At 70.5% G+C, this 15,826-nt stretch carries 14 protein-coding genes and 1 tRNA gene; 7 read left to right on the plus strand and 8 right to left on the minus strand.

The features are described from left to right. Positions 1 to 169: 169 nt before the first annotated feature. On the plus strand, positions 170 to 307 hold the full coding sequence (locus Voc01_RS54425) for a DUF397 domain-containing protein (RefSeq protein ID WP_373873797.1): 138 nt from the start codon (positions 170 to 172) through the stop codon (positions 305 to 307). Here the strand turns inward: Voc01_RS54425 and Voc01_RS07415 are convergent. Next, a complete protein-coding gene (locus tag Voc01_RS07415) occupies positions 273 to 860 on the minus strand; it encodes a DUF6082 family protein (protein WP_203926514.1) in 588 nt (195 codons plus the stop codon). The genes Voc01_RS54425 and Voc01_RS07415 overlap by 35 nt on opposite strands. Positions 861 to 951: 91 nt before the next feature. Further along, positions 952 to 1,461: a hypothetical protein gene (locus Voc01_RS07420; protein ID WP_203926515.1), complete on the minus strand. Its 510-nt coding sequence runs from the start codon at positions 1,459 to 1,461 to the stop codon at positions 952 to 954. Between the two features lie 181 nt (positions 1,462 to 1,642). Here Voc01_RS07420 and Voc01_RS07425 point away from each other — a divergent pair, with 181 nt between their 5' ends. The 4 genes from Voc01_RS07425 to rlmB are packed head-to-tail and all read left to right on the plus strand — an operon-like array spanning position 1,643 to position 7,028. After that, entirely contained in the window at positions 1,643 to 2,959 is a 1,317-nt protein-coding gene (locus Voc01_RS07425; protein ID WP_203926516.1) for a PQQ-binding-like beta-propeller repeat protein, read from the plus strand. A gap of 34 nt (positions 2,960 to 2,993) precedes the next feature. Further along, positions 2,994 to 4,376 carry a class II fumarate hydratase gene (locus Voc01_RS07430; protein ID WP_203926517.1) on the plus strand — a complete coding sequence of 461 codons (1,383 nt, stop codon included), beginning with the start codon at positions 2,994 to 2,996 and terminating at the stop codon, positions 4,374 to 4,376. Positions 4,377 to 4,387: 11 nt separating this feature from the next. Next, positions 4,388 to 5,800 carry a cysteine--tRNA ligase gene (gene cysS, locus Voc01_RS07435; protein ID WP_203926518.1) on the plus strand — a complete coding sequence of 471 codons (1,413 nt, stop codon included), beginning with the start codon at positions 4,388 to 4,390 and terminating at the stop codon, positions 5,798 to 5,800. After that, the gene (gene rlmB, locus Voc01_RS07440) at positions 5,790 to 7,028 is read left to right on the plus strand and encodes a 23S rRNA (guanosine(2251)-2'-O)-methyltransferase RlmB (protein WP_203926519.1); all 1,239 of its coding nucleotides are present in this window, start codon (positions 5,790 to 5,792) and stop codon (positions 7,026 to 7,028) included. Before cysS ends, rlmB begins: the two co-directional genes overlap by 11 nt. Before the next feature lie 34 nt (positions 7,029 to 7,062). Here rlmB and Voc01_RS07445 read toward each other — a convergent pair. The 4 genes from Voc01_RS07445 to Voc01_RS07460 all read right to left on the minus strand — a co-directional run bounded on the left by Voc01_RS07445 (position 7,063) and on the right by Voc01_RS07460 (position 9,852). Further along, a tRNA-Thr gene (locus Voc01_RS07445) sits at positions 7,063 to 7,138 on the minus strand. A gap of 93 nt (positions 7,139 to 7,231) precedes the next feature. Next, positions 7,232 to 8,404 carry an elongation factor Tu gene (gene tuf, locus Voc01_RS07450; RefSeq protein WP_203926520.1) on the minus strand — a complete coding sequence of 391 codons (1,173 nt, stop codon included), beginning with the start codon at positions 8,402 to 8,404 and terminating at the stop codon, positions 7,232 to 7,234. Positions 8,405 to 8,584: 180 nt separating this feature from the next. After that, complete coding sequence (locus Voc01_RS07455; RefSeq protein ID WP_203926521.1) at positions 8,585 to 9,127, minus strand: GNAT family N-acetyltransferase; 543 nt, start codon at positions 9,125 to 9,127, stop codon at positions 8,585 to 8,587. 68 nt (positions 9,128 to 9,195) lie between these two features. Then, a complete protein-coding gene (locus Voc01_RS07460) occupies positions 9,196 to 9,852 on the minus strand; it encodes a DUF3159 domain-containing protein (RefSeq protein ID WP_307781563.1) in 657 nt (218 codons plus the stop codon). Positions 9,853 to 9,946: 94 nt separating this feature from the next. On the opposite strand from Voc01_RS07460, the gene Voc01_RS07465 reads away from it, so the two are divergent. Together Voc01_RS07465 and Voc01_RS07470 are read left to right on the plus strand one after the other, a co-directional pair. Continuing rightward, positions 9,947 to 10,522: a TerD family protein gene (locus Voc01_RS07465; protein ID WP_203926523.1), complete on the plus strand. Its 576-nt coding sequence runs from the start codon at positions 9,947 to 9,949 to the stop codon at positions 10,520 to 10,522. A gap of 223 nt (positions 10,523 to 10,745) precedes the next feature. Next, complete coding sequence (locus tag Voc01_RS07470) at positions 10,746 to 11,858, plus strand: ABC transporter ATP-binding protein (RefSeq protein WP_203926524.1); 1,113 nt, start codon at positions 10,746 to 10,748, stop codon at positions 11,856 to 11,858. Between the two features lie 113 nt (positions 11,859 to 11,971). Here Voc01_RS07470 and Voc01_RS07475 read toward each other — a convergent pair whose 3' ends face one another. Further along, entirely contained in the window at positions 11,972 to 14,563 is a 2,592-nt protein-coding gene (locus tag Voc01_RS07475; RefSeq protein ID WP_203926525.1) for an Hsp70 family protein, read from the minus strand. 106 nt (positions 14,564 to 14,669) lie between these two features. Next, positions 14,670 to 15,509, minus strand: coding sequence for a hypothetical protein (locus tag Voc01_RS07480; RefSeq protein ID WP_203926526.1), 840 nt, complete (start codon positions 15,507 to 15,509; stop codon positions 14,670 to 14,672). Positions 15,510 to 15,826: the final 317 nt, after the last annotated feature.

Consider the following 15,826-nt stretch of genomic DNA (forward strand, 5'->3'; position numbering starts at 1 on the left):
GTTAGCTGTCAGGCGCGGGGGGGGGGGCGATGCCGGAGCAAGGCCTGTGATCGAATGGCCTCACTCAGAGTAGCTGTTGATCATCAACTCCTCGAAGGGTGGTTCAGTGGCCACAACCAATAGCGTGTTCAAAGCCTCGACAAGGTGCACCGGAGGTGCCTGTGTGGAGGTGGCAGTATCCACCAGCGCGATTATCGTGCGGGACGGAAAGGACCGGCAGGGCTCGGTTCTTTCGTTCGGACCCGTCGAATGGCGGAGCTTTCTCGACGCCGTCAAGTCCGGGTCGGTTGGGTCGGCGGACGGATAGTTTGCTCGGTTGAGCGAGAGCGGTTGGCGTAGATCTCGTCCACGATATGGGCGAATCTGCGCCGGCCGAGCCTGCGTTCGCTCTCGTGGTAGACGGGTCCGGCGGTGCGCCACCACTGTGCGATCTCCTCGTCGCGGAAGATCCGTTCGCAGGTCCACCGGAGTTCCGACTCCGTGAGTTTTCCCAGGTCGTAGGCCATCCAGAAGTAGGCGAAGACCATCGCCGAGTACGCCTCTATCTGTGCCCTGGACGTGTGGCTGACGTCGAAACCCCAGGCTGCCAGCAGGCGCGGGTTGTTGATCGCGAACTGGATCAGATCGGCACGGTGATTTCGCGCCGCCTCGAGTCGGGAGATCTCCGTCTGCTGCGCCTGGAAGTACAGCGCCGCGGCGACCCCGAGCAGAGCGAGTGTGGACAAGCCTGTCGCCAACGTATTGGCGGTGGCGCTGGTTCCGCCCGGCCAGGAAATGTAGATGACGGTGCCGATGACGGCCGCGGCGGCGATCGCTCCGACAATTGCGCGCAGCAGCGACCGGCTCTTGGTATTGAGCATGGCAGTTCCTCGTGTCGAACCCTCCCCAGAGGATTCATTGTGAGGGATGAATGCCTATGTGTCTGGCGTTTGCCGGTTCACGTGCCAGCTGTCAATGGACGATCTCAGCGATCGTCGTTACCAGAATTGTCAGAAGTATCGCGGTGAGCACTCCCGCGCTCGTCCAGGTGAAGACCCGGCGTGGGAGGGGCCCCAGCCGGCGCCTCGCGTGCCGGGGGGAGTGGCCCCGCGCGGCGCGGGCGATCGTGGTCCAGTCGAGGCCGACGGGCCAGCCGGGATTGTCGTTCCACGCGAGGTCGCGGCGCTGGGACGTGAGGTCGGCCAGGGTCAGGTCGCGCTCGTCGGGCGGTGGCGGCGCCGGCGTCGGGATCGCCGGTCCGCCGGACCGGGCCGTACCGGGCACGCGTGCCGGCAACGGGTCGACGTGCCTGATCCACGGTTCCAGCTGTGGCGGCCAGGCCAGGTCGACGGGCTGGGCCTCCACCGCCTCCATCGCCTCCATCGCCTCCATCGCGGGATCGGAGGATCCGGACGGGGCGATCGCGACGGTGCTGGCCGTACCTGTCCGGCGGCAGCCGATGGCGATGCGACGGGTCCGCATGGCGCAAGACGCTATGCGGGCCGACCGGCCGGCGCGGGCCGAACGCCCTGGTTGCACCTGACCGGTTCCGATCACCTGGCCGGTCCGGTGACCCGCCGCGAGGGACCTTCGGGCAATACCTATCGACACGGACCATTTGGGCTCACCCGTACCGATCGCCACCGGGGCTAGCGTGATCGCCGTGGCGAAGCGGAGCATCGGAAGCCGGATCGAGACCGGCCTCGGCTGCTTCGGGATCATCGCGCTGGCCGTCACGCTGGCGATCGTCTTCAAGTGGAACCCCTGGCTGGAGGCCCGGGAGTGGCTCGACGAGCGCACCAGCACGCTCTCCGAGCCGAAGGGCGCCTGGACCCAGCGGGTCGCCGGCACCCCCGACGCCGCCGGGATCACCGACACCGCCGTCGTGGCGTTCATGGGTGACATGGTCGAGAGCCGGGCCCGCAACAACGGCGAGTTCAAGTGGCGTAAGGAGACCGACTGGGCGGCGCTGGCCGGCACGTCCACGGTGCTCGTCTCCAAGGTGAGCGGCAAGGGCTTCGACGCCGTCGACGCGCTCAGCGGGTCCACCAAATGGACCGACCCCGACGGCGACGGCGCCTGGACCTACCGCGACGCCGTCCTCACCGTCGACTGCCCCAAGGGCGGCGCCTGCACGATCGCGAACCGCGACCCCGACTCCGGCGCCGTGCGCTGGAAGGTGCCGATGGGCGGCACCAACCGGGCGCTGTACGGCGGCAACTCCGGCCGCTCCGCCCCGCGCAACCTCGACGAGCGGTGGAACGACGTCCGCCACGCCAACCCGCTGCCGATGCCCCGCTACCTGGGTTACCTGGTCGAGCGGAAGCTGCACGTCGTCGACACCGCCGCCGGCCGGAAGCTGCGCGAGGAGACGGTGCCCAACGACTCGCGGGCGGTGGTGGCGGCCAACCGGATCGTGCGGGTCGCCGGGTCGGTGATCAGCACGGGGTGCCGCATCGTGGTCTCCGGCCGCGACCCCGGATCGGGCCAGCAGGCCTGGCAGAAGGACGGCTACGACCTCCGCACCACCGGCGGCGCCGGTTGCGAGCCCCGCAACGACCCGCCCGGCGGCGGAACCGCGCTGATCGCGACCCGGCTCGACCAGCGGCAGGTGCTGCTGTCGGCCGTCGACGGGCGGGAGCTCGCGGTCGCCAACCCGGGCGAGACCATCCTCGGCACCGACGGCCAGGTCGGCGTCGTGCGCGCCGGCGACGGCAAGAAGATCCGCGGGCTGCGCCTCGACGGCGGCGGCCAGGCCTGGGCCCGCGACGTGCAGTCGAGCGCCAAGGTCGGTGTGACGCCGTACGCGATCTTCATCACCGACGCCGCGGTCGGACGCGTGATCGCGGTCGACGCCGCCTCCGGCCAGGTGCGCCTGGACGTGAAGACCGGCGCCGAGGTCGTCGGCGTGCACCCGGACGGCGTCGTGCTGGGCCGCGGCCGCACGATCGGCTTCAGCTCATTTTCGGGGTCCGGTTGAACCGGTAGCGACCAGCGCAGGCAATATGTAGCCCATGGAGTACCGGATCGAACGCGACACCATGGGTGAGGTCAAGGTCCCGGCGGACGCCCTGTACCGGGCGCAGACGCAGCGGGCCGTGGAGAACTTCCCGATCTCCGGGCAGCGGCTGGAGGCGGCGCACATCCGGGCGCTGGCCCAGATCAAGGGTGCGGCCGCCGCCGTCAACGCCGACCTCGGTGTGCTCGACCGGTCGACCGCCGACGCGATCGTCGCCGCCGCGAACGAGGTGGCCGGCAACAAGCACGACGAGCACTTCCCCGTCGACGTGTTCCAGACGGGCTCGGGCACGAGCTCGAACATGAACATGAACGAGGTGCTGGCCACGCTGGCGTCTGCGCACAAGGGTGACAAGATCCACCCGAACGACCACGTGAACGCCTCACAGTCGTCCAATGACGTCTTTCCCTCCAGCGTCCACCTGGCGGCGACCGCGGCCGTGACCACCGACCTCCTCCCGGCCCTCGACCACCTCGCCGCCGCGCTCGAGGCGAAGGCGGCGGCGTGGGAGACCGTCGTGAAGTCCGGGCGCACGCACCTCATGGACGCGACCCCGGTGACCCTCGGCCAGGAGTTCGGCGGGTACGCCGCGCAGGTGCGCTACGGCATCGAGCGGCTGCGGGCCACGCTGCCCCGGCTCGCCGAACTGCCGCTCGGCGGCACCGCCGTCGGCACCGGCATCAACACGCCGGCCGGGTTCGCCGCCGCGGTGATCGAACGGCTGGTCGCCGACACCGGGCTGCCGCTCACCGAGGCGCGCAACCACTTCGAGGCGCAGGGCGCGCGCGACGCGCTGGTCGAGGCGTCCGGGCAGCTGCGGGTGATCGCGGTCGGCCTCTACAAGGTCGTGAACGACATCCGGTGGATGGGCTCCGGGCCGCGGGCCGGCCTGCGCGAGCTGGCGCTGCCCGACCTGCAGCCGGGCTCGTCGATCATGCCGGGCAAGGTGAACCCGGTGGTGCCCGAGGCGGTGCGCATGGTGTGCGCGCAGGTCATCGGCAACGACGCGGCGGTGACGTTCGCGGGCAGCCAGGGCGACTTCGAGCTCAACGTGATGATCCCGGTGATGGCGGCCAACCTGCTCGGGTCGATCCGCCTCCTGTCGAACGCGAGCCGCATGCTGGCCGACCGCTGCGTCGCTGGCCTCGAAGCGAACGAGGAGATCACGCGCGCCTACGCGGAGGGCTCGCCGTCGATCGTCACGCCGCTGAACAAGTACATCGGGTACGACGAGGCGGCGTCGATCGCGAAGCAGGCTCTCAAGGAGAACCGCGCGATCCGGGAGATCGTGGTCGAGCGTGGACACATCAAGGACGGCAAGCTCACCGAGGAGCAGCTCGACGAGGCCCTCGACGTATTGCGGATGACGCACCCGTAATACTGGTACATGTGACCCTGAGGCTTTACGACACCGCTACCAGATCGGTGCGCGACTTCACGCCGCGCGAACCCGGCAAGGTCAGTGTCTACCTGTGCGGGGTCACCGTGCAGGCCGGCCCGCACATCGGGCACCTCCGCTCCGGGGTCAACTACGACGTGCTCCGGCGCTGGCTGCTGCGCTCGGGCTACGAGGTCACGTTCATCCGGAACATCACGGACATCGACGACAAGGTGCTCGTGAAGGCCGAGGCGAAGACGGTTCCGTTCTGGGCGCTCGCGTACGAGAACGAGAAGCTGCTCGACGCCACCTACCAGAAGCTCGGCGTGCTGCCGCCCACCTACGAGCCGCGGGCCACCGGCGTGGTCACCGAGATCCACGAGCTGATCAAGCGGCTCATCGACAAGGGACACGCCTACGCGGCCGACGACGGCAGCGGCGACGTGTACTTCGACGTGCGGTCGTTCCAGCGGTACGGGTCCCTCAGCGGCCAGAAGGTCGACGACATGGAGCCGGCCACCGACGCACCGCAGCGAGCCAAGCGCGACCCGCGCGACTTCGCCCTGTGGAAGGGCGCGAAGGCCGGCGAGCCGCCGGAGGCGCAGTGGGCGTCGCCGTGGGGGCCGGGCCGGCCGGGCTGGCACATCGAGTGCTCGGCGATGACCTGGCGCTTCCTCGGCGAGGAGTTCGACATCCACGGCGGCGGGCTCGACCTGCGCTTCCCGCACCACGAGAACGAGATCGCCCAGTCGCACGCGGCCGGCATGCCGTTCGCGCGGTACTGGGTGCACCACGCGCTGCTGCGCCTCGGCGACGCCAAGATGGCCAACTCGGTCGGCAACGTGATCTCGCTGGAGTCGCTGGTCGGGAAGGGTCTGCGGCCGGTCGAGGTGCGGTACTACCTGCTGGCGCCGCACTACCGGTCGGTGATCGAGTACTCCGAGGAGGCGCTGCACGAGGCCGCGGTCGCGTACCAGCGCATCGAGAACTTCGTCCAGCGGGCGTACGAGTCTGTCGGTGCGACCGACGCGGCCACCGACCTGCCCGCGGAGTTCGTCACCGCGATGGACGACGACCTCAACACCGCGCGTGCCCTCGCCGTCGTGCACGAGGCCGTGCGCGAGGGCAACGCCGCGCTCACGGCGGGAAACGCCGGCGGGACCCGTGCGGCGCTCGCCTCGGTGCGGGCGATGACCGCGATCCTCGGCGTCGACCCGCTGGATCCACAGTGGAGCGACGCCGGCGCCGGCCGGCTCGAGCCGGTGGTGGCCGCACTGGTCGCGCTCGCCCTGCAGCAGCGCACCGAGGCGCGGGGCCGCAAGGACTGGGCGGCCGCCGACGCCATCCGCGACCAGCTACGCGCCGCCGGCGTCGTGGTCGAAGACACCCCCAACGGTCCAAGGTGGACGGTAGATGCCCGGTAACGATCAGCGCCGTAACAAGCGACAGACCAGCAAGAAGGGCGCCACGATCGGCTCCGGTGGCAAGCGCCGCCAGTCGCTCGAGGGGCGGGGCCGCACGCTGCCCGCCGAGGAGCGCCCGTGGCACAAGGCGTACGAGGGGACGGGCGACATCCCGAAGCGCACCGCGTGGAAGCAGGACAAGGAGCGGCGCGCCGCCGCGGCCGAGGGCCGCACGCCGAAGGCCGGTAGCGGTAGGGGCCTGGCCTGGGACGCCCAGCGCGGCTCCGCGCCCGGTGGCAACACCGGCGGCCGGGCCAAGGCCGGCGCGTCGAAGGCGGCCGGGAAGACCGGTGGTGGCCGTGCCGGTTCCGCCGGCTCGGCGCGTACCGCGGCGACCGACCGGGCGGCGGCGAAGGCCCGTCGCGCGGCCGCGACCCGCACGCCGGGCCGTGCCCCCGGCCGGCCCAGCGGCCCCCGGGTCGCTCCGGGCCGCCGGAGCACCCCACCGAAGGACGCTCCGGAACTGCTCGTCGGGCGCAACCCGGTGGTGGAGGCGCTGCGCGCGCACATCCCGGTCACCGCGCTCTACGTCGCCCAGGGCATCGACATCGACGAGCGGGTCACCGAGGCGGTGCGTACCGCCGGCGACCGGGGCATCCCGATCATGGAGGTCGGCCGCGGCGAGCTCGACCGGATGACCGGCGGCGTGCTGCACCAGGGCATCGGGGTGCAGGTCCCGCCGTACTCGTACGAGGTGTTCGACGACCTGCTGGCCGCGTCGCTGGAGCAGGTGACCCCGCTGCTGGTCGCGATCGACGGGCTCACCGACCCGCGCAACCTCGGCGCGGTGCTGCGTTCGGCGGCGGCCTTCGGCGCGAACGGGGTGTTCTTCCCCGAACGCCGGGCCGCCGGCATCACCGCGACCGCGTGGCGCACCAGCGCCGGCGCCGCGGCCCGGGTGCCGGTCGCGCGGGTCACCAACCTGACCCGCTCGCTGAAGGCGTGCCAGCAGGCCGGGTTCATCGTCGCCGGCCTCGACGCCGACGGCGAGGTCTCCCTGTACGACCTGGAGGCGGCGGCCGGCCCGATCGTGGTCGTGGTCGGGTCGGAGGGCCGGGGCCTGTCGCGGCTCGTCGGCGAGTCGTGCGACATGCGGGTGCGGATTCCGATGGCATCGGACATCGAGTCGCTCAACGCGTCGGTGGCGGCCGCGGTGGCGCTGGCCGAGGTGGCGCGCAGGCGCGCCTGACAAGCTGGACCTGACAAGCTGGACCTGACAAAACTGGAGCCCGCGGTGGTATTCGAAACCACGACCGCTCGCTTACAAGGCGAGTGCTCTGACCCCTGAGCTACACGGGCAGGACGTTCGGTTTGATCGTACGCGACGGCCCCAGCGGTTTTACCAACGAGATCCGGGCGCCCCCTCGGGAGAAGGGGCGCCCGGATCCGTGTTTACGCCAGGACCGCCGTGACCGTGCCGGCGCCGACGGTGCGGCCACCTTCACGGATGGCGAAGCCGAGCCCCTCGGAGAGGGGAACCGGCTTGCCGAGCTTGACCGTGACGTCGAGCCGGTCGCCCGGGATGCCCAGGTCGGCCTCGCCGAGGTCGAGCTCGCCCACCACGTCGGTGGTCCGCACGAAGAACTGCGGCCGGTAGCCCGACACGATCGGCGTGCGCCGGCCGCCTTCCTCGGCCGTCAGCAGGTACACGTGCGCGGTGAACAGCGACGCGGACTCGACCGAACCCGTGGCCGCCACCACCTGGCCCCGCCGCACGTCGTCGCGCTTGACGCCGCGCAGCAGCAGGGCCGCGTTGTCACCGGCCTCGGCGGTCTGCATCTGCTTGCCGAACGTCTCGATACCGGTGATCACCGTGCGCACGTTGCCACCGAGGCCGAGCACGTCGACCGAGGAGCCCATGCTGATCCGCCCGCGCTCGACCGCACCCGTGACGACCGTGCCCCGGCCGGAGATCGTCAGAACGCTCTCCACCGGCATGAGGAACGGCGCGTCGAGGTAACGGTCGGGCACCGGCACGTGCTCGTCGACAGCGTCGAGCAGCGCGCCGATCGCGGCCACCCACTCCGGGTCGCCGGCGAGGGCCCGCAGGCCGCTCACCCGCACGACGGGGGAGTCGGGGTAACCGTGCGCGGCCAGCAGGTCGCGGACCTCGAGCTCGACCAGGTCGAGCAGTTCGGGGTCGTCGACGGCGTCGGCCTTGTTGAGGGCGACGACCACGTACCTCACACCGAGCTGCTTGGTGAGCAGCACATGTTCGCGGGTCTGCGGCATCACACCGTCGAGCGCCGAGACCACCAGGATCGCGCCGTCGAGCTGGGCCGCACCCGTGATCATGTTCTTCACGTAGTCGGCGTGGCCCGGCATGTCGACGTGGGCATAGTGCCTGGTCGCCGTCTCGTACTCGACGTGCGAGATGTTGATCGTGATGCCCCGCAGAGTCTCCTCCGCGTGCTTGTCGATCCGCCCGAACGGCGTGTACTCGGCCTGGCCCCGCTCGGCGAGCACCTTCGTGATCGCCGCCGTGAGCGTGGTCTTGCCGTGGTCGACGTGCCCCATCGTGCCGATGTTGAGGTGCGGTTTGGTCCGCACGAACTCCCGCTTCATGGCCCTTTCCCTATTCGTGAGCAGCTGACGCTGTGCCGGCAATGGGAGAACCCGTTGGACGCCCCAACCATTCCCCGCCGGGCTCCCCGGACAAATCGACCGGGGAATGGTCAGCGTCGTGCGCCGTCGAATAGAGATAGCAACAGCGTCTCCAGAGAGAGGGCTGTCGCGAACATGGATCTAGGATCGGGCCCGCTGCGGCGTTCGCGCCACCGAATTTGGACGCAGCCGCGGGGAGACGAGGTGGAACAGCTCGTACTCGGTGGCGTGGTACCGCGTGGTGCGGCCGAGGTGCGCCATGCCCAGCCGCCGGCACACCCGTTGCGAGCGAATGTTCTTCGGGACCACCAGCGCGAACACCTCCGGCACCCCGAGCCGGAACCCGCGCTCGATCACCATGTGGCCGGCCTCGGTGGCGTACCCGTGCCCCTCGGAGTCGGGGTGCAGGCGCCAGCCGACCTCCATGTGGTGCTCGCCGGGCAGCAGGTTGTAGAGCACGGTGCCGGCGACCACGCCTGTCTTCCGGACCTCGATCGCCGCGATGAACTCCCGGGGATCGGCGGCCATGTGCGCCGACCAGTTGTCGACCATCCGGCCGACGGGTTCGCGCATCGCGCCGAGGAAGCGCACGTGCGACGGCTGGGCGTAGAGGTCGGCGAGCCGGTCGATGTCGTCGGGACGGTGCGTCCACGGGCGGAGGACCAGGCGGTCGGACTCAAGCACCCGGTCACCTCCCAGCGGCCTCGTCGCCAATAGAACAGCGTCGCCAAGGTGAGCGTAGAACGCAAGCACTAACTCGACGGATGCCGCAGCCCGGGGTGGTCGGGCGGCAGCGTCCTGCGCAGCACCCACCAGCTGCTCGCGAGGCACAGGGCGACCAGCGGCCACGACAGCGCCACCCGCGCGACGCCCAGGGCGAAGGTCTGCTCGGCCAGGAAAAGCGGGACGAAAACCGCGAGCCGGACGAGGTACTGCCCCACCCACACCCAACTGGCCCGCGAGTACGCCTTGAGCAGTGCGGGATCGCGCCGCCACCGGGTGCGCTGGCCGAGCACCAGGCCCACGATCACGCCGAGCAGCGGCCACCGGATCACGATGCTCGACGCCCACCCCAGTGCGCTGGCGGCGTTGGAGGCGACCTGGATGAAGAAGAAGTCGACCGCCCGACCCGTCCGTAGGGCGATCACCGCCGCGACAGCGACCCCCAGCAGGCCCAACACGACGGCCCTCGGAGGCGACTGTGCCCGTATCCTCACGATCGCGACGACGACCGCGACGGCGAGCGCGGCCGCACAACCCACCGCAATGGACCACGAAGCCGGCGCGAACCGTTCGGCGAGCGCCCAGCCGACGACGTAGCCCAGCCCCGGCAGGGTCGCGTCGATGGCGCCGCGCCGGCCGCCGAGCAGCGCGGCGAGATTCTCGCCCTCAGGTAAGGCTTGCCTCACCCCGCTATTCAACCAGCGTTGTCCTCCTGCGCGGGTTGGCCCGGGGGGACTAGCCTTTGCGGCGGAAACGGCAACCGACTTCGAGGAGCCCGCCGTGGCAGTACGCCTCACCAAAGGCGCCAACGTCAACCTGAGCAAGGAGGCGCCCGGCCTGGCCGCGGTGTTCTTCGGCCTGGGCTGGGACGTCCGCACCACCACCGGTGAAGACTTCGACCTGGACGCGAGTGCCGTGGTGTGCGGCGCCAACGGCAAGGTCCTCTCCGACCAGCACTTCATCTTCTTCAACAACCTGAAGTCGCCCGACGGCACGATCGAGCACGCCGGCGACAACAAGACCGGTGTCGGCGAGGGCGACGACGAGGTGGTCAAGGTCAACATCGCCGGCCTGCCGGCCGATGTCGACAAGGTCGCGTTCATCGCCTCGATCTACGACGCCGAGACCCGCAAGCAGGCGTTCGGCCAGGTCCGCAACGCCTACATCCGCGTGGTGAACCAGGCCGACAACGTCGAGCTGGCCCGCTACGACCTGAGCGAGGACTACTCGACGGAGACCGCGCTGGTCTTCGGCGAGCTCTACCGCAACGGCGCCGAGTGGAAGTTCCGCGCGGTAGGCCAGGGCTACGCGTCCGGCCTGGCCGGCGTCGCGTCCGACTTCGGCGTCACGGTGTAGGGCGCCGCGGAGGCCGCGCGCTAGGGCGCGGCCTCCGTGCGCCGCGCCGATCTTGCAGTTGTGGCCCCGTGTTTATGGTGATTTATCCGGTTTATCGGCGGCCACAACTGCAAGATCGGCGCACCCGCGCGCTAGCGGCGCGCGTGATCGGCGGGTACGGTGCGGACACCAACCTTTACTCGGATCGTCCGGCACGTTCCTGCCGGTGAAGGGATGTTCCAGCATGGCTACGGTCACCTACCGGGATGCGAGCCGCATCTACCCCGGTACCACCCGCCCCGCCGTCGACAAACTGAACCTCGAGATCGGCGACGGTGAGTTCCTCGTTCTGGTCGGTCCTTCCGGTTGCGGAAAGTCCACCAGCCTCCGCATGCTCGCCGGTCTCGAAGACGTCGACCAGGGCAGCATCTTCATCAACGAGCGCGACGTCACGAACCTGCCGCCGAAGTCCCGCGACATCGCGATGGTGTTCCAGAACTACGCGCTGTACCCGCACATGTCGGTCTACGACAACATGGCGTTCGCGCTGAAGCTGCGCAAGACCCCGAAGGCCGAGATCGACCAGCGGGTCAAGGAAGCCTCGGCGATGCTGCAGCTCGACGACTTCCTCCAGCGCAAGCCGAAGGCGCTCTCCGGTGGCCAGCGCCAGCGTGTCGCGATGGGTCGCGCGATCGTGCGTCACCCGCAGGTCTTCCTCATGGACGAGCCGCTGTCGAACCTCGACGCCAAGCTCCGGGTGCAGACCCGTTCGCAGATCGCCACGATGCAGGCCAAGCTCGGCGTCACCACGGTGTACGTCACGCACGACCAGGTCGAGGCCATGACGATGGGTCACCGCGTGGCGGTGCTCCTCGACGGCAAGCTCCAGCAGGTCGACACCCCGCGGGCGTTGTACGACAAGCCTGCCAACGCGTTCGTCGCCGGCTTCATGGGCTCGCCGGCCATGAACATCAAGACCGTGCCGCTCACCGACGAGGGCGGCAAGTTCGAGGGCATGGTGCTGCCGCTCACCCGCGAGCAGATCGCGGCCGCCCGTGAGGGTGGCGACGGCAAGGTCACCGTCGGCTTCCGTCCGGAGGACACCGACCTGGTCACCGAGGGCACGGGCGGTGGCCTGTCGAAGGAGGTCGCCGGCATGCCGATCGTCGTCGACCTGGTCGAGGAGCTCGGCTCCGACGCCTTCGTCTACGGCACCGTGGCCCTCGAGGGCCAGGACGAGCGGTTCACGATCCGTACCGACCCGCGCAAGGCACCCGCTCTTGGTTCCACGGTCTGGGTGCGGCCGCGCACCGACTCCCACCACGCGTTCCACAGCGTCACGGGCGTCCGCCTCTAGGCATCGACCCACCGCGATCTCGAAAGTCCAGGCCGTCTCGGCCTGGGCTTTCGAGCTTCGGGGATACGCACGTTCCCAGAGCCGGATACGGCAGAGCTTCGCGTGGCCGCGCCCTACGCGGCGAACCGCCAGACGCGCCATTCCTTGTCGGCGGCGCACACCAGGTATGTGGCGTTCCACGAGCAGCTGCTCGTTGCCACGTCGATCGAGCCGAGCGCCGTGCGCTTGCCGTCGATGGTCATGCCGGTCAGGGCGACCTCGCTCGCGTACGTCGTGAACGAGCGGGAGAACAGCAGCGCGCTCGACCCGTCGACCCGCGTGCCGACGGTGGCCCTGGCGTCGGCGGGCAGCACCTGCTTGCCGTCGTCGTCGAAGAGCAGGCTCACCGGGGTCGAGCCGTCGCTGGTCGCCAGCACGCCCGATCCCATCGTCACCACGGTCTCGACGCCCGGGGCGGCCTCGCGCCAGACGCGCTTCGCCTCCTTGGTGTCGAGGGCCAGCACGTGGGCCGCCCTGGTGCCGGAGCCTTCCTGCTCGACGAGGCAGACGCGGTCGTCGCCGCACCGCACCGGCGGGGAGTCGACCTTGCGGGCGCTGTTCGCCTCGGTGTACAGCACCCGGGCCTTGCCGGGTTTGGCCAGGTCGTACTCGCGCACCTGGTACCCGTTGGAGCTCACCACCAGGTACACCTTGTCGCCGACGGCGAGGATCGGGGTGCTCGACGGCACGTCGACGCCGGTGACGGTGCGCTGCTTGCCGGTCGCCACGTCGACCACCCGCATGCCGTCGTCGCTGTCGAACTGCACCAGCCGCGCGTCGTCGCCGGGCGTCACGCGGGTGCTGCCGGGCGCGGGCGAGGGGATGCCGGCCTCGTCGCCGGCACCGACCTTGACGCTCTGGGTCGTCAGGGCGTTGCCGCGTTCGTCGGTGCGGTGGTCGAGCTTCCACTTCTCGCCGCCCGTGCGCCAGTCGAGGCCGCGGACCGCGTTGTCGGCGTCGGACTGGAGCACGATCGCGGCCTCGTAGAAGAACAGCCGCTCGTTGGCGTTGATGTCGCGTTGCCACTTCGGGTTGCCGCTGTTCGGGTCGAGCACGACCATCGGCTCGGGGTCGGAGGAGCTGACGCTGCCCGGCACCAGCACGATGCCGGCGGGTCCGACGTGCAGCGACTCCCACACCTCGGAGCCGGCCGGCGCCTGCTTCTGCCACAGCTTCCGGTTGTCGGCGTGGTCGATGGCGGCGACGTCGACCACCGTGTCGCGCGTCCACACGACGTAGGTGACGTCGCCCAGGGTGTAGCTGGCGGCCCGGCCCGGCGAGCCGTCGCCGTAGGGGACGGTGGGTTTGCTCGACTCCAGGGCGGTGAAGTCCACCGGCGTCTCGCGCGTGAAGTACCACCAGGCACCGGCGGCGACCAGCGCGACGACCAGCACCCCGGCGACGGCGGCCGACCCGATCAGCCACGTCTTCCGCCGCCCTGCCGGTCCCGTCGACGGTGCCGGCCCCATCGACGGTGCCGGCCCTGTGTGCGGGCCCGGTACGGCCGATACCGGCGACCCGACCGGGCCGGCCGAGACCGGAGCCACCGGACCGTGCACCGGCGCCGACACGGACTCCGTCTCGTAGCCGGCCGGCGCCAGCTCCGCGATGGCGCCCTCGGCCACCGGAAGCTCGGGCTGTTCGAGCACCGTGGGCGCGATGCCGAGGTCGTGGTGCAGCAGCCGGGCGGCCAGCGGCAGCCGCGACGAGCCGCCCACGAGGAACAGCCCGGCCAGCGCGTCGGGCCGCAGCCCGCAGTTCCGGATGACGGTGCCGGTCTCCTGCACGGCCCGCTGCAGCAGCGGTGCCGCCACCGACTCGAGTTCCTCCCGGGTGAGGTGCACCGCGGCGTCCAGGCCCGGGACGGTCACGGGGGCGACCGCCACCCGGGAGAGCATTTCCTTGGCGCCGCGTACGTCGTCCCAGAAGAGCCGGCGGTCGCGGCGCTGCGCCGTGGTGGCGGGGTTGGCGAGGGTGTGCCAGACGTCGGGCCGGTGGGCGGCGATCATGCGGCCGAGGTGCTCGACCAGCGCGGAGTCGATGTCGAGCCCGCCGAGGTCGTGGATGCCGCCGGACCCGAGCACGCTGAACCGGGTCCCCTCGTTTCTCACGACGGCGACGTCGAGCGTCCCCCCGCCGAAGTCGAAGACGGCCAGTGAAGCCCCGTACGGCACGGGCCGACGCAGGACGTCGGCGAAGTAGCGGGCGGCGCCGATCGGTTCCGGCACCAACCTGACCGGTGGCCAGCCCGCGAGGCCGGCCGCCTCGGCGAGCATGTCGCGTCGGCGCGATCCCCAGGCCGCCGGATAGGTGAGCACCGCCGGCGGCAGATGGCCGACAGCCTCCAGGGCGGCCCGTCCGACTCCGCCGAGGATGGTGGCGAGCAGGTGCACGGTGGGCACTTCCCGGTCACCGAGCAGGACGGCTCCGTCGTCGACGCGCCGCTTGGGGTTGGGTTCGTACCGGGCCGGTTCGATCTGTGCGAGCCGGTGCGCGTCCCGTCCGACGTGCAGCCGCCCGTGCTCGTCGAGGTACACGCCCGACGGCAGGACCGGCACCCCGTCGACCAGCAGCGGCCGCGTACGCCCATCCGGCCACCGAACCACCGCGACGGTGTTCGAGGTGCCCAGGTCGACGCCCATCGCGTAGCCATGCGGAGCGGACACCAGGCCGACACTACGCCCGGAGGTCAACGCTGCTGGCCGACAACGCCGTGATGCAGGACCGGCCCCCTCGCGTTGGATGACGTGAGAGGGCCGGTTCCGATCGGGTCTACTTACGAACCGCGACGAACTCGACGGTCCAGTTGGACTTGAACGTCATGCCCTCGCACCGGATGTCCATGTCGTCGGAGAACGCGATGCCCTCGACCAGGGTGTACTTGGCGTCACCCTCGCCCAGCGTCGGCAGCTCCGCGTTGGCATTGTTCTCGACCGTCTGGATGACCCACTTGCCGCACTGGTCAGCGTCGTTGGGGTCGTTGGTCTTGACGTCCGAGATGCCCGCCGGTTTGATCGACTCGACCTTCGCCTTGATCTTCTTGTTCGGGTTCGACAAGACGAGGTTCACGTTGTCCTTCTCACCCGGCAGCAGGCTCGGCGTGTCGGACACGGTGACCTTGGTCGGCTTGAAGCTCTCGGCCGACCCGGAGCCGCTCGCCGTGGGGGTGTAGCCGAAAGCGGCGTAGGCGATGGCGCCCGCTCCGACGACGCCGGCGGCGACGGCACCGGTGATGGCGAGCTTCGTGCGCTTGAGCATGGTGAAACCTTTCGTTGTCTGTCGTGCGGGAAGGGTTGTGCGGCGGCTGATCAGCCGGCGGTCGTCGGCGCTTCCGACGGGGTGCCGGTCGGCTCGGGTGCCGGCGGCGTGGTTGTGGCGGTGGCCGTTGGAATAGGCCGTGCGGTTTGAGGTCCGGCCGGCTTCTTCGTCGCGGGTGGTGCCGTCGGAGCAGCGGCCGTGGACGTCACCGTCGGGACTGTCTGGGCTGCCCCGTTCACCGGGGTGGCGGGCGGCTGGATCAGCTCCGGCACTGGTGCCGCCACCGCAGGGGCCTTTGCCGGAAAGGTCTCGGCGGCCTGGCCGGACGCGGCCGCCGACGTGGAGGTCATCCAACCCGTCTGGTCGCCCCAGGCCGCGCCGAGAGCGGCGAGCGGGGTGATGCCGGCGGCGGTGAACAGCAGCGCGACAACGAGGCGGCGACGAGGCAACGGGAACTCCGGGAAGCCGTGGGGAACGGACCGGAGAACTGTGGCAGTTGGTGCGCACGTTGCACACGCGGCGAAAAGCCGAGGATCGGCCAAGAACGGTCTAATCCGATCGTGGACATGCCGTCTGGCCTGCCCGGTTCTACGAGCCACTCCGGAGCGCGGACACGGTCACGGCGTGGGGTTCCCGCCGTCGCGGTCGGTCGAACGGGCATGGCCGGGCGA

It is taken from the genome of Virgisporangium ochraceum (assembly GCF_016863655.1).
In the GTDB taxonomy this organism is placed as follows: Bacteria; Actinomycetota; Actinomycetes; order Mycobacteriales; family Micromonosporaceae; genus Virgisporangium; species Virgisporangium ochraceum.

What these genes read in the sequence shown, in the direction of transcription:
- tuf (WP_203926520.1), bottom strand. Translation starts at nt 8,404, where the DNA reads ATGAAGCGGGAGTTCGTGCGGACCAAACCGCACCTCAACATCGGCACG.
- rlmB (WP_203926519.1), top strand. Translation starts at nt 5,790, where the DNA reads ATGCCCGGTAACGATCAGCGCCGTAACAAGCGACAGACCAGCAAGAAG.
- Voc01_RS07420 (WP_203926515.1), bottom strand. Translation starts at nt 1,461, where the DNA reads ATGCGGACCCGTCGCATCGCCATCGGCTGCCGCCGGACAGGTACGGCC.
- Voc01_RS07415 (WP_203926514.1), bottom strand. Translation starts at nt 860, where the DNA reads ATGCTCAATACCAAGAGCCGGTCGCTGCTGCGCGCAATTGTCGGAGCG.
- Voc01_RS07470 (WP_203926524.1), top strand. Translation starts at nt 10,746, where the DNA reads ATGGCTACGGTCACCTACCGGGATGCGAGCCGCATCTACCCCGGTACC.
- Voc01_RS07430 (WP_203926517.1), top strand. Translation starts at nt 2,994, where the DNA reads ATGGAGTACCGGATCGAACGCGACACCATGGGTGAGGTCAAGGTCCCG.